An 18,392-nucleotide genomic window follows, 5' to 3' on the forward strand; every position below is an offset into this window, starting at 1 on the left:
GTGGATCACCTCGCTTCCGCAGCCATCTCCCGCATTTGCTGCCGCAGCGCCTTAGGAGAGTTATCCGCGATTCGGTCAATGCGATCCTTACCCATCTCGCGCACCTTCTTCCACACGTCCGGCATCTTCACGACGATAGGCTGCTCCGGGTTGTTCTGATTCCAGGCCGCCAACCGCTCGCGCACGCGCGCCAGGGCGCCTTCGTCCTTACGGAACAGCGCATCCGCCCACTGCGCCTTGATCTCGCTGCTGGTCAGGCTGTAGAAGCTCTTGGCCCGCTGCATAAAGCTGTTGGCTTCCTGGATCTCAGCAACGCTCTTGGGTTGGAAGCCGACTGCCTTGGCCACCGCCTCGGCCAGCGTGGTGTCAATCACCTTGTAGCCCTTGGTGTCCTTGTACATGCCGCTGGCCGCCATATCCAGTCCCTTGGCAGCATTGCGCACGGCCGTGGGCGACACCTCCAGCGCAGCGCCGCCAAAATCGCCCGTGAGCGCCTTGCCGCCAGCCTTGAAGCCCCGCATCACCAAATCGCCCGCGGGCCCCACCACCTCCAGCAGATCCCGCTCGCGGCTTTGCTTTGTCAGCAGCAGGCCGGTGCCGGGCAACAGGTTGCCCATGCCCAGGCGCCCGGAAACGTCGATGGGAGCACCTGGCAGGCCCGAGACGCCCTGCTCCATGAACTCGGCCAGCTCCTTGCCAACGATGCCCGCCAGCGCCTCTTTGCGCCACTGCTTGGAACTGAGGTTGTAGCCCATCATCTGGCCCACGCCGTCGATCAGGTCCTCGGCGTCCTCCATGAAGGGCACGCCGCCGGCGCCGCCCATCAGCAGCAGCATGGCCAGGGCCCAGCCCACGGCGCGTTTGCCTTCCGGGCCGCCCTGCTTCCACATCCGCTGCATCAGTTCCAGGTAGCTGACGGAATAGGTCTTGAAGGTGAAGAGGGTTCCGCCCACGGCGCCGCGTGCCCACTGGGGCTTGTTGGCCTTGGAATAGACGAACTGCGTCTCCAGCACGGCCTTGCGCGCGAAGGCGCCCGGATCATCCATGCCCTGGGCCTTGGCGATGCGGAAGGCTGCGATGAAGGTGGAGCGGCGGTTGAACTGCTCGGCCAGGGCGAAGGGCTGGCCCCAGGCCACCTTGGCGCGCTCCCAGGCATTGCCGGCCGCCGCGCGCGCATCGCCGGACTTGGTGCCGTCGCCCGAGCGCAGGCCGCCCGCGCCCCGGGCCTGGGCCATGAGCTGGTGCACTTCCTGAGGCGAGACCACGCCATCGTCCTCGGCAGACTTCAGCGCGTGAGCTAGATCGGTCTCGTACTTCATGCCGCGCGTGCCCATATCCTTCAAGGCCCGGGCCATCTGGCCGCTGGCCGCACGGATGCCGCCGAACTGGCTGAGCCAGGGTAGCGTCACTGCAAAGGGCTGGGTCATGTTCACGGCGGCCGAGGCCAGTGAGCCGCCCAGGTACTGGGCGAACAGCATGCCGCGCACGGCCTGGCCCTCTTCCTGGGGATCGCGGATGTAGCTGCGCAGGCCCATGGCCAGGTCCTTCAGTTCGCCCTGCTCCTTCGGGATGTCGTTGATCGCGCGATCCATGGTGCCGGCGTTCAGGCCCGCCGCGCCCTGGCGCGCATTGCTGTAGATGAAGTTGGCCACCACGCGGCCCACGTCCTGGCTGTAGCCCTCGATGCCCTTGCGCTGGATCAGGCGCTTCAAGGCACTGTGGTTGTTCTTTGTCAGCTTCAGGTATTCATCGAACACCTTGCGCGTGGCCGCGTCGGCTTCCTTGCCCACCACCATGTCCTTGAAGATCTCCAGTGTCTCGGGCGTGATGCCCGCGAACAGCTTGAAGGACTGCTGGCTCATGGTGCCCTGCGTGATCACTGCGCCAGGGAAGGCCTGGGCCATCTGGATCTTGGCCAGGTTGGCGTCCTTCATTGACTCGTACATGCCGAAGTACTGGCGGTTGCCATCCTGGTCAACCACGTCCAGCGTGTAACGGCCGAAGCGCGACAGCGGCGCATACCCGCCGTCCTGCAGATCCTTGGCCGTGGCCGCCCGATCCACCACCATGTTGTTCAGCTGCAGCAGCCGTTCGGCCATGTCAGGCTTGGCCTTGGCATCCTCCTGCAGCGTGGTGGTCAGCAGCTCCAGGGCGTCGGACAGCTTGGGCGCGTCCAGCACCAGGTCACGCAGCCCGGCGTACTCGTCGCCCAGCGCGCGCATCATGTCCGCGCGGGCCGTCATGTCGATGGATCGGTCGATGGCCGCGCGCGCTTCGCGGTACAGGGCAATCTGGTTGGGCGTGGCGCCGAACATCGTCTGCAGCTCGGCATCCGTCCAGACCGCGCCTGCCTTGAGCATCTTGCTCTCGAAGCGCGAATTCACCAGTGCTTCGTACTGGGCCAGCGGCAGACCGCGCCAAGCGCGCAGCATGCGGTCGTCCAGGCGTCCGGCGCGCAGCAGCAGCTGGGCCTTGTCGTCGGCGGGCAGGTTGCCGTATTTCTTGGCCAGTTCGTCCACGAGCACGGCCTTGCCGTCCACGTCCCGGCCCCACAGCAGTGTGCCCTCGAAAAGCGGCTTGGCTACGGCCTTGTTGTCGGCGGCGGAAACAGGCGTCTTGCGGTTCTTGCCCACCAGGTCGCTGATGGTGTCCACACGCGGCAGCAGGCGCGGCGCCCGGTCGGCCGCATCGTTGGCCAGCATGGACACGTCATCGATGTTGCGCTGGGCGGTCTCGTAGACCGGCTTGAAGGCTGGCGCGCGTTCGGCCAAGTGGCGCATGGTGCCGATGGTCTTGTCCCAGACAGAGACCTTGCCCGGGTGGGACATCGTCTTCTGGAGCTGGTCCAGAGCGCTGTCCTTGAGCTCCGAAAGCCGCGAGCGGCTGAAGCTCAGTTCGTCGCCTGCATCGCCTTGGCGAGGATTGCCTTGATCTGCGCGCTCGCCTGCGCGTCGTCCTTCTTCAGCGATTCGATCTCGGAGTCGCTGAGCCGGCTCGAATCGCGAGAGGTATCGGGCCTCAGACTCGGTGAGCGCGTCGAAGCCGTAGCCTGTGGCTGCACGGAATTGGTCTTCGAGGTCACCATGTTTTTGCCGGAGAGAGGTCAGAGTTTCGGGAGATGGCTGAATTTTTGCACTGTACTGCTTGCCGGTCAACGCGACCACGCCCACCACGTTGCCCCCGCCCTCACGGATGTGGCTGGCCAGCGCAGCGAACGTGCCGCCCTGGGTAAGAGTGTCGTCCACCAGCAGGTAGTCGCCCGGCGCTACGGTGCCCGCGAAATCGACAGGTGCAAAGATGCGGTCCAGTCCATCCAGGCCGGTGCGCCGCGCGCGATTCGCCTGCACGATGCCCGTCGCAGTTTCGAGGCCCAGGCGTGCCGCCAGGACTTCGGCCACGGCGCGCGGGATCTTGTTGCGACCGCTGGACTCTTCGGCGGCCACCGGCAGCACACGCGGCCGCGCACCACCCAACACAGCTGCCACCTTCGCCACCATCTCAGGCGTCACGAGGTCCACGGCCAGCCGCGTGGCCGCCGCAACATCCCCGGCCTTGGCCGCAGCGTAGTCGGGATGCTTGGATGCGCTGCCCAGTGTGCTGCCGATGATGGCGTCGGGCGTGGCGGCCGCCGTGCCCGAACGGCTGAACACAGGCTCGATGCGGTCGGTAGCGGCACGCTGCCCGCGCTCCACAAAATCGCGTGCTGGGAGGATGTAGCCCTGGATGATGTCGGCGTCCGAGAGCTTCAGCCCCCTGAACCCAGGCACGTTGGCCCGCAGCCAATTGCGGATGGCGGCCACGGCGCGGCGCACGAAATGCAGCTGCGGCGTCTTCTCAGCCATCTCGGCAAGCACCTCCTCGGCCGCGTGGCGCCGGCTCAGGTCCGTGACGCCCGGCAGGCCGTATTCCTTGATCTTGGCCGCCACCTCGACCTGGCGCATGGTGGCCACCTGGTTGAGGATGTCGTCCAGATCGCGTCCAAACATGCCGCGCAGGCCATGGTGGCCCAGCACCTCGTGGTGCAGCACGCGGGCTGCGTCGGCGGGCGTGTTGAGCTTGCTGGCCAGCAGGTAGGCCTTGCCGCGCCAGTAGAAGCCCTCGGGCGCGCCCGTGGCGCCGCCACTGCGCTGGCGCAAATCCGCACGCCACGCTGCCTCTGGCACGGCCGGGTCGTTCATGTCGAAGGCCACCACCACCTCGGGCCCATTGCTCCAACCCTTGCGGATGGCATCCACAGTCTCGCGCACCTGACCCACAGCCTGGGCGCGCGCAGCATCGGAAAGCGCCGCCGGCTCCGGCCGCATGATGCGCAGCAGATTCGCCATCTGATCATCGGTCAGGCCCTGGCCATCGGCTTCGCCGCGCCGGAATGGCAGATCCTCGGTGCGCTCCACCGGGCCGGCCTTCAATTCGCGGGCACTCGGCGGCGTGGCATGGGTGCGCTCGCGCACGCCCGGCACATCTTCCCAACCAGATCCCTGCTTCTCCACCTGGCGCACCGTCACGCTCCACACGCCATCGGCGTTGGCCGGCGTGTACGAGACCACACGGACATAGCTGTCCCCGTAGCCCTTCACGATGTTGCCCGGGGTGAAGTAGTCGGCGCGGGCAACCTCCTCGGCCGCGGCCTTCTTGGCCAGGACGCCGCGAGGCCGCTTGGGCGTGACTTCAGCAGTCTCGCTGCCGTTCAGTCCACGCTCGGCACGCACCTGGTCCACCAGGTCACGCACGCGCTGGCGCGATTCGGGCACGCTTTCACCTTTGCGGCGAAGCAACCCGGCCAAGTCGAACTTGTTGTCCACCAGGGGCGCGCCATCTGTGGGCTCCAGCAGCACGCTGTTGGGGTATCCCGCACGGTCCTTGTTCACGCCTATCAAGGTCGTACCTTTGGCAAATTCCGAACGGTCGCCCTTCTTCCAATCCAGAACCCGGCCCACCAGCGCCAAGTCCTTCGCAAGCCGTGCAGCGTCCTTTTCCTGGCGGGCCGTGGTGGCTGCCTCCCGCGCAGCCTGTACTTCAGCGGGCGTGCGGGCGGCCAGAGCCGCCTCGCGGGATCGGCCAGCTGCTGCAGACACCCAGGCCGCAAAGCGTTCCATGGCCCGATCCAGTCCGCTGTTCCGGTTGCCCGCCTGTTTGGAGTTCAGGCCGCTGCGGCCTGCCACGAAGCCGCTGTACGTTCCGGCGCGCACGCCCATCAGCATGCGGTACTGCTGCAAATACTCCTGTCGCAGCTGCTGCATTTCGGATTCCACAGCCGCCCGCTGGGCTTCGGTCTTGGCCACGGACATGCCATCGTCGCGCTGGCCGGTCAGGAAGGTCTCGAAGGCCGCTCGGTCGCTATTCGCTCGGGTGGTGCCCTGATGCGAAATGCCAGAGTAGCTGGCGGCTGCCTCCCGCTGGGGGAATTCGTCGGTGGCAGCGGCTGACACAGAGGCCGCCTGGTCCTGCGGAGCAGGTGCTGCAGGTGCTGCAGGTGCTGCAGGTGCTGCAGCAGCATCGGGCATGGCGGCCGCCAGCTTCTCGCGCACCTTGGGTGCCAGGTCAGCCCAGGCCTTTTCATGTGCACCCGCACGCACGGTGACGGGGAGCCGCTTCGCCGCTTTGATAAGGGATTGGCGCTCGGCCGCCGGCATGCTGGTCCAGCGCTCGCTGGCGGCCAGCAGCTGCGCGCGCCGCGCCTCGTTGCCCTGCTGGGCGATGGCAACAGCCTGCTGCTGGCCCGCCGTGGGCGCTGGTGCAGCAGCAGGCGCTACAGCGGCAGCCTGTTCGCTGGCGCCACTTTTGCCAGGTACAGCAGGTTGCACGCTGGCAGCAGGCTGTCCGGCACTGCCACCTCGCGGCCCAGCAGGCTGCGCATCTGGCACGCGTCCTGTCGGCTGACCGCCCCCAGTCGCCGCAGCAGCCGCAGGGCCTGCTGGGTGTTCATCTGCCAGCCGTACTGCAGGTGCGGGTGAATCATCGGTTGCTCCTTGCGGCGCAATGGCGTCCGCGATCTTGCGTTGCAGGTCCGCATTCAGCCGTTCCCATGTGGCGCCAGGCAGGGCCTTGCGGATGACCGGCTTCAGGCCCTCAAGCTTTCCTGCCAGGGCCTTGCGTTCTGAGACGGGCATGCTGGCCCACGCCGCGCGGCCGGCATCGATGCGCTGGGCTGCTGTTTGGACTGGCGCTTGAGCCTGCGGGCCTGGCGCTGCAGCTGCTTGCGCGCCATCGTGCTGAGACGAGGTGGTGCCATTGCTCAGCCCCTGCGCAGCTGCAGGACCTGCAACCGGCGCTCCCTGCGCTCCTGCTGCCGGCGAAGATTCCGCGCGCGGCGGCTGGGCTTGATCGGCTTGTGTGCCATCGATGCTTCCTTGCTGGGTGGTGGATGTGGTTGCAGGGGCTTGCGCAGCAGCCTGTTGGTCGCGCTCGGCGCGGCGCCGGGCCAGCTCGCGCGCCAGTTGCAGACGCACGTTCTTTGCCTGGGCAGAACGGAATCCGTTGGACAGGTCCTCATCCGTCCAGGTGGCCAGGGCCCCGCCCTGGATCTCGCCTGTGGCAGGGTCTGCAGTGACCTGGCGCTCGGAGGCCTTCTTCTTGGCTGGCGCGCGTGCGGCTTCCTCCGCGGCCTGGGCCATGGCACTGGCCTGCTGGGCCTGAGCCGCCGCGCCGGAGTCCACGGCAATGGCAGCAGCTGCAGACAGGGAGCCAGCAGCAGGGTCCAGGCCCATGGCCTCGGACGGGCGCAGTTCACCGACGGCAGCGTCCATGCGCGCGGCATCGAGTTGCGGCGCAGGCGTGATGCCCTGCTCACGCAGCCGTCCTTCATCGATGACCGGCTCTTGCTGGGCAGCCAGTGGCCGCATAAATTCATCGCGCACCTTCGACAGGCCCGAAGGCGTTTCGCCAGCGGGTGGGTTCTCGCTGTCCTGCTGGAACAGATCCGGGCTGAACGCCTGGTGCAGCGAATCCGCCGGGGCCTTCCGGTCTTCGGGGGTCAGGGACTCGTCCTGGGCCCGCGCCAGAGCATCCCGGTATTGCTGCTGGCTCTCTGGCCGCACCATCTGGTCGATGGCGGCGCCGTAGGTTGCAACGTCTGGCAGGCCTGCAGGCTCGGCGCCCGTTGGCAGCTGGTCTGCAGCAGCGGCAGCCTGGCCTGCCTCGGCCTCCGCTGCACCACCGTGCCGACCAGTCAGCAGCGACGTGCCGGCGCCAGTAATGCCACCCAGGGCTGCGCCTATGCCAGCAGCAGCAGCCACGCCCTTGGATGGATCAATGGTCGGATCGAATGGCACGGCCGCCCGCTGACCCTCGTACTGCGTGACGCCTTCCTCAACAGCCTCCTGAGCCGCCTCGCTCGCCCCCGTCTTCGCCGCGCGTGCAACAGTGCCGCCCGCGAACCCCCTGCCACCGGCCAGGAGACGCTCCGCGCCAAACGCGCCGCTGACCCCGCCCACCATGGCCGGGATGACACTGGCGCCGCGCCCCGCAGAGACAGCCTCATCCTCCGTGGCGCCACCATTCTTGGCGAGGTCATAGGCTGTGCCCGCTGCATCCCCGCCCGCCATCGCCGCGCCAGCCGCAACACCGCCAGCCTGAGCCGCGCGCTCGACACCCTTCGCTCCAAGGCCGGCCGCGCGCCCAAGAGCACCAGCGCCCTTCACCGTCGCGCCCGGGCCCACGAACGAGCCAGCTGCCTGGGCTGCTGCGAGCACAGGATTGCGGACGATGTACCCGCCCACCGCACCAAGCTCATCCGTCACGCCCTCGGCGCCATCCACCTCTTGCTTAAAGCGTTGCTTTTCGGCCTGAACGACGGGGCTCTGCTTGGCTTCGCCGGCCTGGATAATGTTCTTGTCGATCCAGCCGGAGACCGCGTTTCCAGGTTTGATGAAGTTGGCAGCGGAAGAGACGCCGCCGGCCGCCGCGTTGGCGACTTCGATGACGGTGTCGTTTACTGCTTCGAAGCCGCTTCGCGGTGGCGATTTCTCATGGAAGCGGGCAAACGGGTTGGGGCTCCCGTCAGCGTCTGCCTCGGGATGAAACTTTGCGAATGGGTTCTGTGCCATCCCCCCACTCTCAAGGAGAGGTGCGATGGCGGTCGAACCCTAGCCGGGGGCGTGAAAAAGCCCCGGCGTGCGGGGCTTGTGGATGAGGCCGGCGCGCCCGGCTACTCGTGGCCCAACTCGGCTAGCGTGTCCTGCAGCGTCTTGATCAGCCGCTCCACATCTTCAGGAGGCATATCGACCCAGGTGGTTGCAATATCAAGCCCTGAGGCAGTCTTGGCCGTGTGCTTGAGGCCGATGAGCGTCTTACCGTTGAAGACGCGAGTGCGAACGTCGGTGAACTGAAGGAGGGGTGCAGGAATCATGGCGTGATAGTGGCACGGAACGCCCGCGCTAGGACGATAGCCTCACACGGGCCGCGTCCGCACCTCAGCTGTCCAGGCAGATTGCCCTCGGGGCAGCAACGAGCCCTGATCCGTTGCAGCGATGTGGAGATATTCGCCCTCTCCCAGCGCGCGAGCCTGCTGCGACAGCTGCTCGCGCACGTCATTGGATTCAGCGCGGAGCTTGCTGATCACCATCTTGTTCACCTTCAACTCGCGACAACAGCGGCAGGAAAAGTGCATCCACTTTCCATAGTCTTCGAGGTAGGCAGTGCACTGGAGGTTGCATAAGGGGCACGGGGCTTGGATGGAGTCTGGCATGGAGGCACTCCAGGGAATGACTGAGTTCGAAGAAAACGGTAACCCTGTTGTACCCCAGTCGAGCGGCGAATTCTGACGTGCCGCGTTAGGGCTTGGCCTAGTCTGAGCAGGCACAGAGATTGCCGCCTGTACGGCCTCACAGCCTGGGAGAAGATACATATTGGTACAAGAGTCAAAAGAACAGTAGCATGCGCTCACATTCAAACGATCGAAAGCGTACTGACATGCGAGTATCAACAACTCCTGCCGTTGCCAATTCGGCAGAGAGTCCCCATGGATGAGTGCAAGCCGGGCCAGGACAGCGACCAACAACCCCCGTGGTCGCCTGCGGGTGCACTGGCCCTGCTTATTTTGGCGGCGCTTGCGATAGCTGCGGCGATTTGGCTCATGGCGAAGCGGCACCACACCCCGCTATGGCAACTGCGAGCACCCACCATTGCCGAACCGGCGACAGAAGCTTCGCCACCAGCCGCAGCTGCCGAAATGCAATGCCCAAATCAGAACTGGGCTGTAGGCGAACGCACATGATGAGCTTCTGGCGCAGGGCTGGGTTCAGAGACGACGAAGCCCGCCGAAGCGGGCCTGTACAGAACTTGGCCAAGCCTACTTGCGCCCGCCCACGTAGTGCCCACCCTTCCCGCTCTTGCCCGATCCGCCGACACGCTTGCTGCCCTTGCGTCCAGCAGCCTCGAAGGACAGGGACGATGCAGTGGACTTGCCCGAGGCGAACGTAGCGCCTGAACCTTGGCTTGGCAACAGGTCGCCGGCCTGCGCCGACGTAGCTGCTGCCAGGGCGATTGCGAGGAATGCGATTTTCATGGAGAGGCCTCCTTGTTGTGGTCGGGCCATGCTATCGCTGGGCCGGCGCGTTGCACGAGGGTCGCTTTCCCTACTTGCTTTGACGTGCGTCACGCCGCGGCTTGGCCAAGTCACAAACGACAACGCCGCGCGGGTCGCACACTGTGGGCAATTGGAAGAACGATGGCCCTCTAGGACTACGATGCGTGCTCCTACACAGCCAACCCGAAAGGGGCAAATCGATGGAGACTCATTCATTCGCTGGGTCGCGTACCCTGGTGAAGGGCTCCTACAGCCCCGAAACCCATCTCCTTCGCCTGTGGTTCACGAGCAGCCCGGATCGCGCGTATGACTATCCGAGGGTGCCGGAGCATATTTGGACCGGGTTGAAAGCAGCTCGTTCGCCAGGCGGCTACTACAACGACCACATTCGTGACCAGTTTGGCGAGCCGCACGATCCAGCAAATCACTGGCTGCATCGATAGCCGCTCTCACCCTTGAAAAATCGACGGTCCAGCTAGTCTCTGGTGCCAGCGGCAAGTCAGGCCGGTCGGTGGCCACGCAGCCGCCGTGGAAGTCGAACTCACGGCGCGCGAGCAGCAGCACATCGCGCACATAGGCCAGGTCGGTATCGGAAGGCCGCGCCGCAGCTCTCGCACAATGCGCCGCGCAAAGGGCGCAGGCCAAGACAAGCGCCAGGAACAGCGCACCAGAGAGGATGAGGATGGGGAGATGTGCCATGCCCCAGTGTCAGCACCAGGGCGGGACCGCGCGAACCCTGGGCGGGGTCGTAAAAAAGCCCGCTGGTGCGGGCCGGTGTCGGCAAGGGCCACTTGCGCCGGGCGGCGTCCTCCGCCTCCAAGCGCGCTATGCGCTCAGACAGCCCCTCTAAACGTCATTTGGCGGGGGGGCTCGGTGCGGCGCCAATGCCAGGTACTTCCGTCATCACCCAGTTAAAAATAACCAAAAAAACTTTAACTCATTAAGCCAGCATTAGCTGATATATGAAAATAATATTTTTTCCAATTTCCGTCAAAAAATTTTCACTTCCACAGTGAAAAATCAAACCAAAAAAAAGATTAATCCAAGGATAGATATGCAAAAAACAAATTAGAACAGAAAAGAATATAGGCAACCTAGCAATAAATTTATAGAATTTGAAAGTTCTATTTATTTCTATTTCTTGCCTGCATTTGAATTGAGTGATTCTCTCAATCTCGTCTCGTATAACTTTGCTGAATGTTTTTTTCGGCTTAGACGACTCTAAAAGATTGAACTCAAAACTATTAAGCAAATTATCAACTTGGTTTTCGTAATGCCTGATGGTTCTAAGTATTATTAAACTAGCAAACACAACCCCAACCAAACCGATTATAAAACTCAATACGTTTTCAGCATCTTTAATCACAATCAGAACACCAAGAGATGCAGGTATTGCTAGCAGCTTTGTACCTATCTCACCAATCGCATTATTTAATTTCGTCGTACTTTCAATCAATCCATCGGAAATCTTTTTTCTAGCAGAATCAAAGGAGAAAGAGCTTACATAGGCGTGTAGATCATGTAGATATTTTTTTGTTACTCTCCCCCAATTTTTCACCAAATACTCAAAATCCACATTATCATCATCACATTCACCTACAGTTTCAGCAATTGCAGTATTCATCAAAAGAATGCGCTCTTCTATTTGATGCTTAGTCTTACCTTCGAATTGATTTTTAAGCGCATCCAATATTTTAAAACTTGGAATTTCGACGGAAATTGCATTGACGGTTAGATTGACTTTCAGGATAGCCGCCTTCTGCGGAGATTTACCATCAGAGGGTTTGAGGAAAATTAATTTATCAGCTTCAAATGCCTGCACCCGGTCAATTGATATCGAAACAAAACCTCGCAGACTAAAAATGAAGTTAACTACACTACTCAATTTCTCAATTTGCTCTGGCTTATTCTCATCACCGTCCCAATAATCAAGATCTCGGATATAGTAATTATCTCTGAGAATACCGCGGGAAAGTGTAGGAGTATTTTGGATGAAATCTTCAAATGTCTCGAAGAAAGCACCGCGCTCCGAATTCGGAATTTTTAACTCAAACTCGATTTTTCCACCGTTGCGCAGCGGATCTACGGGGCTAAAGTCCTCTTCGACCAGCTGATAAGCTGCCAACGCGTCAGAAACAACATTCGTCTCTTCAACGTCAATAGGAAGACGGGCTCCATTCTTAAATGGAGGCCTTCCGACAGCTCTATATAGATCAACGACATTTTTAAACATGTTTGTCTAACTCATCAATTTGCTTATCAGACAATCTGATTCTCAAGTAACCCTCTTCCCTATTGAACTGAACCTTTGAATTTACAGAAGTTCCAAAGTCAGATTTTTCAAACTTTATCTCAACATCGTCATCCTTCAGTACAATTCTAGAATATTTCCTCAGAGACATTTCATTTACTGAAAAGCTGACTGGTATTTTGTATTCAGGACCATTTAATATATCCACAAAATCATCAAAGTGCTTTGACAAGTCAACTGGAAAAATTCTTTCCACATTTTGCTTCACATCCTCCAACGAGGCCGCCAAACCTGCACCCATTTGTTTCTTCAAATATGTGCATACGGCCTCTTTCACTCTGGAGGCATGTACTTTGAGCGCTGGGTTTTTTACACAATAATCATACGCAGCCTGTATAACAAGCGCAGTGGATCTCTTCGATGACCTGTGCAACACACATCCCAACGCCTCAATGAAATATGACGCCGCATCATCTGAGTCTCGGCTAGCTATAAAGGAAAGGTATGATGACAATTCCAAATCATCAACATCGACGCCTTGTCTAAGTTGCTCACTTTCATCCTGCATTGATTTCAAGTAATCCGAAACCTTAAACTCGGACGCGTGGCTTAATTTTGTCATATCCACTTGCTCAATATCGACAGGCACATAATCCTCTGTCAATCTGATTCCGCCCTTCTGCTTAATCATAGCAATTATCAAATTCTGCTCATTGTCATCCCCCCTGTACAAGCCAAAAAGTATTTTGGACCCTGTTGCCAGTCTACTTTTTATGGCCTTACTGACAATCGCGTCAACCGCAACATGCGACAGCGCTAAAAAAACACTTTTATCGGCGAGGTCTGGCTGAGACGACACGCATTTCTGAAAGCTATCTGGGAATGGTCCTCGAAATGCATCATCGCCAAATCGACCCCAAGCCAAACTATTCTCTTTTTTCCCAAGGAGCTTAGCAACACCCTCTACCAATGAAACTACGGGCGCCTGAGAGACATCTAGAACCTCATTTTTTTTCACAATACCAGACACTGCTTCTGCATATTTCTCTTTATCAAATCCGTGAATTACAGCATTAATAATTTCAAAAGGCATTTGTTTTTCCTGAAGAGTGGTTACGTGTCTGAATGTAACCCATCTCGCCCAAGCTGCCCCCTTCGTTGTCCCCAGTGCGATTGGCGACTCGACGCCAATCGGCTCCCTCAGCAAACAACCAATCAGCGAACCCCGGAGCACGCCTTTCCTCTGCCTCGCATACTGTATAAACATACAGCAAACCCACAAAACACACAATAGGTCGATGGGACTGCCAGCTTCAAGTCATGCTGTGCACGGCTGGCACATCCAGCGACGCTGCTACAGTCCCGCCAACAGGAGGGAACCATGGGATCTTTCAGCGCCATTCACTGGCTCATCGCACTGCTTGTCATCGCGCCCGTTGCGGCTCTGATGGTCGTCCCTGCTTGGCGCATCCTGCAGCGATCGGGGCACAGCGGTGCCTGGGCACTGCTCATGCTTGTGCCTGTGCTGGGCTTCGTGGTGCTGTGGGTGCTGGCCTTCTCGAAGTGGCCAAACGACAAGGATGGGAAGACCAGCACCAGCGTTCCCGGGATCATCCTGGGCATTGTTCTGGTGCCGCTGTCCATCGGATCGGTGGTGATGCTGTCTTCGGCGGGAATGCGCGTGGCCGCGCCAACAGGGCAAGCTGCGGCGGCCCCTCAGGGGAATGGCCCAGGGCAGAAGTACCAGGGACATCCAGCCTCTTCGCCCAATCCGTTTTCCGACCCCGACTACGGGAAGGATGCCGCGGCGCCACGACCCATCCAGCAGAACAATGACGAAGAAAATCCCTTCGCAAAGTTCCACCGCTGAATCTAACGCGCTGCCAGTACTTTCTGAGCAGCCCCCGCACCGTAATACTCATCAAACTGCTTGGCCATGGATGGATTGCTTTTAAGCAGGGCTACCGATTCGCTGGTAGGCGTGTAATTCGCCCCCGCTGGACTCTTCGCTCCGGCCGCATCCACCTGCTGCACCTCACCCGTGACGGCGTTGTGCCGGATGATGCTGCCCTGGCTTGTGGATCCGTCTGCATTCTTGACCGCAGGTGTGACCGTGACCTTCCAGGGCGAAGGATCTGCATCTCCCCGAATAGCTCGCATGGACTGCTGGGCCTGCTGCTTTTGCTGGGGCGTGGCATTGGGGTCGAGCAGCGTATTGCGCAGCTGCTCTTCCTGGCGCTGGGCCCGGGTCTTGAAGCCGCGCGCTTCGGCCTCGCCCTGCAGGCGCTGCTGCTCGACGCCCACGCGCATGCCCGTGCGCCCGGTTTCTCCGGACTGCTGCATGGCTTCGCGCTGGAGCCCGCCTGCCTGCTGGATCTCTTCGCGCGCCAAGCCAGCGTTCTGGCGCAAGGTCTCGGCATCCAAGCCAGGCTGAGCCCTTCGTAGCGTCTGATCCGTAGACAGCATGGACTGATACTTTTGAACATCTGGACTGTTCTCGGCTCCTGCGCCTCCCCATTGCAGGGTGTTCTTGATGGAGCTAGCCGACACTTCAGCATTGCGCAGGTCGTTGCGGGATTGCCAGTCGTTGCCGGAGTGGGCGACGGTTGGTGCGCGGAAGCCGGGGAAGCCCAGGCGGGGCTGCTCGACCTCGGTGCGCTGGCCTGGTGTGAAGCCGCGCGCTGTCGATTGCACTGCCAGGTTCTGGGCTGCCAGGTCGTTTTGCCGCGAGGGCAAGCCGCGCGGCTCGTTGCCCAGGGACGCGGCCTGTGCGCTGTCGGCGAAGCTGTTGCCCTGGCGGAAGATTCCGGGCTGCACTTCCTGTGGCGCGGCCGAGCTTGGCGAGCCCATGGTGCTTCCGGCGGGAGGCGCGGCCTGCGGCGTTGCAGCAGAGCTTGCTGGAGTGGTGGAAGGCGCGGGGCTCGCCATCGTAGTGGCAGCAGCAGGGGCTGAAGATGCAGCGGCACCGCCCCCGATCCCGGCGCCGACTGCAAGCCCGCGCGCGGCGTTGGTTCCGGAGTTGATGGCGCCACTGATCGCCCCACCCGTGCGACCCACAACGGACAGAGCGCCACCCAGTCCAGCCGGTGCAGCATTGGCCAGGTTCGACACATTGCGGCCCAGCTCAGTGTTCATGGGGTTGGACTGGGAGCCGTCAGGAGCGGGAGCCTTGGGGTAGCCGTCCGTCGGGATCTGGTCTTCGGGCCGGCCGCCATTGGCGAAGAACACCTTGGGCTTGAAGCCGCGCGGCACCAATGCCTGTTCGGGTGCTGGTGTGTGGGTTGCATCGACAGCGGCCTGCAGCGCGCTGGCCCCGCCCATGGCGTGCACGGTGTCGGGCGGCAGAACGAACTCGCCCGGCTTGAACATGCCGGGGATGGTATCGGGGGCCTGGTTCTGGGCCTGGGCCCTCTGCGCCTCCAGCACCGATGTTGGGCCGAATCCGAGGCCGGGCCCTGGCTGAATCCCCTCCTGCTGCCCACCGCTACCGCGCGGCCGGAACCCCAGGCGGGGCTGGTTGGCCAGCGCTTCAGCCCTGGCCTGGTTCATTTTATCGGGATCGAATCCTCGCATGCTCTTCTCCTCCTGCTCTCACAGGGTGTGAACGACTGTCACTTGGGGTTCATCGTGACGTGTCGCGCGGCGCAGGTCGGAATCGGGCCGGGCGCCGAAGTAGGCTTCAAACTTGCTCAGGGCCTCGGCGGACCGCTGCGCATCGAAGCCATCGGCATCGGGCTGGCTGAATGCCCGGTGCAAAGCCCAATGAACCAGATAGGCATGGTGGGCTTCATGGATCTCCGGTTCGTCGCTGCCCTGGGTGAGTAGCTCCAACGGCAAACGGTAGGTTTCAAGCCGCAGCGTGCCGGCCTCACGTGGCACGGGCACCAGGCGCAGCCGCGTCTCGGTCTGGATGGCGAAGCGAGGTTCGCCCTGCCCGTGATCGCGCCAGTGCGGATGTTTGGAATCCAGAAACTCGCGCGACACGAGGTCCAGCCCCCGCGCGCGCGATGTCGCCGTGCTCACGAACCGCAGATGCGATATCTCGTAGACCTTCGGATGCAGCTGGTGGCTGGCCGCGCCGGCCGCGACGGCGACTTCGCACACGGCAGGCGTCGAGTCGTCCAGCAGCAGGCGGCCACGCACCGCAGCTTCGGCCTGGGCTTCATTGAGCCAGGCCAGCACCTCGGGCTCGCCCCACAGATAGGGTTGCTCCCGGTCGAGGGAGTCCACCCGGAACTGCTCCACCAGCTGCTGAACGTTCATACCGGGCCGTACTCGTCAATGAAGGCGAACACCTTGGCGCGCATGTTCTCCAGCGTCATGGTCTTGGGCACCACCTGGTTGTAGGTGTCCTTGGCGAACACCTGCAGCCCGTCCTTGTCCATGTTGGAGACCTGGTCCAGCAGCTCCTGCCGGCGCATGTCCTTGGCACGCTGCTCGTCCTGCAGGCGCTGTGCCTCGGCAAGCTGGGCAGCCGTGTCGTCCAACGACATGATGGTGGGCTGCTGCTCGCCCTGCCCCGTGCCCACGTCATCCGCCACCGCTGCGCGCTGGAACATGTCGCCATGGCGCAAGAACTTCTTGGCGAGGGAGGCCGGAAGGCCGCGCACCTGCTCCGCATCAAACGAGAGGCCGGTGCCATACAGGCGGTCGGTGTACGAGGGGCGGCGCCCGATGTACTGGACCGCGACTTTGGGTTCATTGGTCATCATGAGCCTCTGCGGTTCATGCCAGCGCGGAAAGAGGCGTCGCCGCCCCTTTGGCCGCGCGGCGGGGTCAGTCGATGCCCAGGCCTTCGCCGTGGACGATGAGATCCAGGTAGCCGGCCTCGGCAACGGCGGCGCCCGTGATGGTCAGCAGCAGCGTCACTACGGCGGGGAACTTGGCCAGCTTCTTGGTCAGGTTCAGGCGCAGGTTGGCAATGGCGGCCAGGTCGATGCCCGCGCCGAAGTAGTTGGCAGCCTGGGGCAGCTCGGGACGGTCCACGCCGTCCGCGTACTCGAAGCCCAGCGAGGCAGTGACGCCCGCGCCGAAGCCGTTGGACACGATCAGAGACACCGTCTCGACCAGGAAGCCCGGCTGCAGCGTGTTGATCTGCACGACATCGTTGACCGCCAGCGCCGCGACGGCGGTGGAGCGCACGGGAATGCCCGTGGCGCCCGTCTCCAACACGCTGCGGATAGTGGTCACATTGCCATAGGGGCGCGCGCCGCCGAACTGATTGCGGTCGGCGCCGAGGATTTTGATCTTTGCCATGATTGGCTCCTTTGGAGGTTCAGGAAGTGAGACAGGGAGCCGCGCTCCCTGTCCCAGGCCTTACAGGCGGCGGCCGAAGATCGGCACCACGGTGTCGATCACGGTGGCGCCGTGGTCGGTGAACTCGACCTGATCGCCCGTATTCACGGCAAAGCGGATCTTGGAGGCGCCCAGAATGCCGCCGATCAGCGCTTCGAGCTTGTCGTCGAAGTCGTCGTCCTCTTCCTTCCAGAAGTACGGCATGCCGTTGTGGCGGCTCTTGGCGTAACCCTTAGCCAGGGCCTGGCCGCCCAGCAGGATGGAGCGATCCACTGCGTAGTTTTCGCCGAAGGACTGGGGCACGATCACGCCGGCCTCGGTCTCGCTGTCAAACTGCGTGCAGTACTTGATCTCATCGCCTGCGAAGAAGCGAATCGGCTTCGGCATCTTCACGATCAACACGCCACCCCAAAGAGCCACTTCGGGGTTGCGGAACAGCGGGTGATCCTTGGCGTTGCGCGCGCGGGCCAGAGCCTGAGCCTGGTATTGGCGGAAGTTCGGATCGGTGGAGAACTTCTCGTACTGGGAGGCAGAGACCAGCAGGACGCGGAATGGACTGTCCTTGGCCATCTCGTCGCCATCGAACTCGACAGGCGGCGGAGGCAGCACCATCTGGTCCAGGAAACTGCGGACAGCGTCCACGTTGTCCATCTTCATGATGTCGGCCGTGGTCAGGTCCACTTCGCCCCCGTTCGTCTTGAAGCGCTGGACCGAATCCCCGTCCACGATGAAGTGGCGGTTCTTGGTCGGGGCCTTCACGCGGTTGACCACCACCTTGTTGAAGCGCGGATCTGCCGCGAGGGGGATGCGCCAGGTAATGTCATCCTGGAAGCCCCGCGCACCGGCCATGTGCACGAGGGACAGTTGGTCCTCGTAGTTGTCCATGGCGCTCTGCAGCAGGGGCTTTGCCAGACGGTAGATATCAACGGGGCTGCGCACCTCGTCCATCACACCGCCAAGGTCCAGCACGAAGCGGGCCTGGTTCACACGCAGGCGGTCCTCGGACAGGCTCACGCCCTCGCCGCGGCCGGCCGCATATTCGCTGCCCATGATGGGAATGCCGCCCACGGGGTTGACGAAGTTGAACTTCAACTCGTCGCCCTTGCCCTTGCCCAGATCCATCGTCTGCACGATAGGCATCGTGTTGCTCGTCTGGTTGGCAATCGAGCTGGCGGCTGCGTCGATCTTGGGGAACTTGCCCGTCAGGCGGTTGATGTTGGAATGGCGCTTCTGCGTTGCAGTGAAAACGCCAACGGCTTGCTCGACCAGCTTTTTCTGGTCGCTCGCCGACATTTGGGTCTTGCTCATGTCAGTCCTCGC

Annotated in this window: 13 protein-coding genes; 1 reads left to right on the forward strand and 12 read right to left on the reverse strand. The window is 61.9% G+C overall.

From position 1 onward, the window contains the following. Positions 1–5: 5 nt before the first annotated feature. The 7 genes from INR38_RS09190 to INR38_RS09220 all read right to left on the reverse strand — a co-directional run bounded on the left by INR38_RS09190 (position 6) and on the right by INR38_RS09220 (position 12,870). Positions 6–8,045: a phosphoribosyltransferase gene (locus INR38_RS09190; RefSeq protein ID WP_207475838.1), complete on the reverse strand. Its 8,040-nt coding sequence runs from the start codon at positions 8,043–8,045 to the stop codon at positions 6–8. Positions 8,046–8,146: 101 nt separating this feature from the next. Further along, positions 8,147–8,347, reverse strand: a complete 201-nt coding sequence (locus INR38_RS09195; protein ID WP_207475840.1) for a hypothetical protein — start codon at positions 8,345–8,347, stop codon at positions 8,147–8,149. A gap of 42 nt (positions 8,348–8,389) precedes the next feature. Continuing rightward, positions 8,390–8,686, reverse strand: coding sequence for a hypothetical protein (locus INR38_RS09200; RefSeq protein WP_063325477.1), 297 nt, complete (start codon positions 8,684–8,686; stop codon positions 8,390–8,392). Between the two features lie 603 nt (positions 8,687–9,289). Then, positions 9,290–9,505 (reverse strand): hypothetical protein, encoded by a 216-nt coding sequence (locus INR38_RS09205; protein WP_207475842.1) that lies wholly within the window; start codon positions 9,503–9,505, stop codon positions 9,290–9,292. 303 nt (positions 9,506–9,808) lie between these two features. Beyond that, positions 9,809–10,225, reverse strand: a complete 417-nt coding sequence (locus INR38_RS28680) for a hypothetical protein (RefSeq protein WP_242699012.1) — start codon at positions 10,223–10,225, stop codon at positions 9,809–9,811. Positions 10,226–10,466: 241 nt separating this feature from the next. Next, on the reverse strand, positions 10,467–11,759 hold the full coding sequence (locus INR38_RS09215; protein ID WP_207475846.1) for a hypothetical protein: 1,293 nt from the start codon (positions 11,757–11,759) through the stop codon (positions 10,467–10,469). Beyond that, the gene (locus tag INR38_RS09220) at positions 11,752–12,870 is read right to left on the reverse strand and encodes a nucleoid-associated protein (RefSeq protein ID WP_207475848.1); all 1,119 of its coding nucleotides are present in this window, start codon (positions 12,868–12,870) and stop codon (positions 11,752–11,754) included. Before INR38_RS09220 ends, INR38_RS09215 begins: the two co-directional genes overlap by 8 nt. 288 nt (positions 12,871–13,158) lie before the next feature. Between INR38_RS09220 and INR38_RS28685 the strand changes: the two genes are divergently transcribed. Then, on the forward strand, positions 13,159–13,647 hold the full coding sequence (locus tag INR38_RS28685; protein ID WP_242699013.1) for a DUF805 domain-containing protein: 489 nt from the start codon (positions 13,159–13,161) through the stop codon (positions 13,645–13,647). A gap of 2 nt (positions 13,648–13,649) precedes the next feature. Here the strand turns inward: INR38_RS28685 and INR38_RS09230 are convergent, their stop codons facing one another. The 5 genes from INR38_RS09230 to INR38_RS09250 all read right to left on the reverse strand — a co-directional run bounded on the left by INR38_RS09230 (position 13,650) and on the right by INR38_RS09250 (position 18,380). Beyond that, positions 13,650–15,350, reverse strand: a complete 1,701-nt coding sequence (locus tag INR38_RS09230; protein WP_207475850.1) for a hypothetical protein — start codon at positions 15,348–15,350, stop codon at positions 13,650–13,652. A gap of 18 nt (positions 15,351–15,368) precedes the next feature. Next, on the reverse strand, positions 15,369–16,040 hold the full coding sequence (locus INR38_RS09235) for a DUF6682 family protein (protein WP_207475853.1): 672 nt from the start codon (positions 16,038–16,040) through the stop codon (positions 15,369–15,371). Beyond that, positions 16,037–16,486: a hypothetical protein gene (locus INR38_RS09240; protein ID WP_207475855.1), complete on the reverse strand. Its 450-nt coding sequence runs from the start codon at positions 16,484–16,486 to the stop codon at positions 16,037–16,039. Before INR38_RS09240 ends, INR38_RS09235 begins: the two co-directional genes overlap by 4 nt. Positions 16,487–16,553: 67 nt before the next feature. Next, positions 16,554–17,033: a hypothetical protein gene (locus tag INR38_RS09245; RefSeq protein WP_207475857.1), complete on the reverse strand. Its 480-nt coding sequence runs from the start codon at positions 17,031–17,033 to the stop codon at positions 16,554–16,556. 60 nt (positions 17,034–17,093) lie between these two features. Further along, positions 17,094–18,380 (reverse strand): DUF4043 family protein, encoded by a 1,287-nt coding sequence (locus INR38_RS09250; protein WP_207475860.1) that lies wholly within the window; start codon positions 18,378–18,380, stop codon positions 17,094–17,096. Between the last annotated feature and the right edge of the window lie 12 nt (positions 18,381–18,392).

This window comes from Delftia sp. SD018, assembly GCF_017355445.1.
In the GTDB taxonomy this organism is placed as follows: Bacteria; Pseudomonadota; Gammaproteobacteria; order Burkholderiales; family Burkholderiaceae_C; genus Comamonas; species Comamonas acidovorans.

What these genes read in the sequence shown, in the direction of transcription:
- INR38_RS09190 (WP_207475838.1), bottom strand. Translation starts at nt 8,045, where the DNA reads ATGGCACAGAACCCATTCGCAAAGTTTCATCCCGAGGCAGACGCTGAC.
- INR38_RS09195 (WP_207475840.1), bottom strand. Translation starts at nt 8,347, where the DNA reads ATGATTCCTGCACCCCTCCTTCAGTTCACCGACGTTCGCACTCGCGTC.
- INR38_RS09200 (WP_063325477.1), bottom strand. Translation starts at nt 8,686, where the DNA reads ATGCCAGACTCCATCCAAGCCCCGTGCCCCTTATGCAACCTCCAGTGC.
- INR38_RS09205 (WP_207475842.1), bottom strand. Translation starts at nt 9,505, where the DNA reads ATGAAAATCGCATTCCTCGCAATCGCCCTGGCAGCAGCTACGTCGGCG.
- INR38_RS28680 (WP_242699012.1), bottom strand. Translation starts at nt 10,225, where the DNA reads ATGGCACATCTCCCCATCCTCATCCTCTCTGGTGCGCTGTTCCTGGCG.
- INR38_RS09215 (WP_207475846.1), bottom strand. Translation starts at nt 11,759, where the DNA reads ATGTTTAAAAATGTCGTTGATCTATATAGAGCTGTCGGAAGGCCTCCA.
- INR38_RS09220 (WP_207475848.1), bottom strand. Translation starts at nt 12,870, where the DNA reads ATGCCTTTTGAAATTATTAATGCTGTAATTCACGGATTTGATAAAGAG.
- INR38_RS28685 (WP_242699013.1), top strand. Translation starts at nt 13,159, where the DNA reads ATGGGATCTTTCAGCGCCATTCACTGGCTCATCGCACTGCTTGTCATC.
- INR38_RS09230 (WP_207475850.1), bottom strand. Translation starts at nt 15,350, where the DNA reads ATGCGAGGATTCGATCCCGATAAAATGAACCAGGCCAGGGCTGAAGCG.
- INR38_RS09235 (WP_207475853.1), bottom strand. Translation starts at nt 16,040, where the DNA reads ATGAACGTTCAGCAGCTGGTGGAGCAGTTCCGGGTGGACTCCCTCGAC.
- INR38_RS09240 (WP_207475855.1), bottom strand. Translation starts at nt 16,486, where the DNA reads ATGACCAATGAACCCAAAGTCGCGGTCCAGTACATCGGGCGCCGCCCC.
- INR38_RS09245 (WP_207475857.1), bottom strand. Translation starts at nt 17,033, where the DNA reads ATGGCAAAGATCAAAATCCTCGGCGCCGACCGCAATCAGTTCGGCGGC.
- INR38_RS09250 (WP_207475860.1), bottom strand. Translation starts at nt 18,380, where the DNA reads ATGAGCAAGACCCAAATGTCGGCGAGCGACCAGAAAAAGCTGGTCGAG.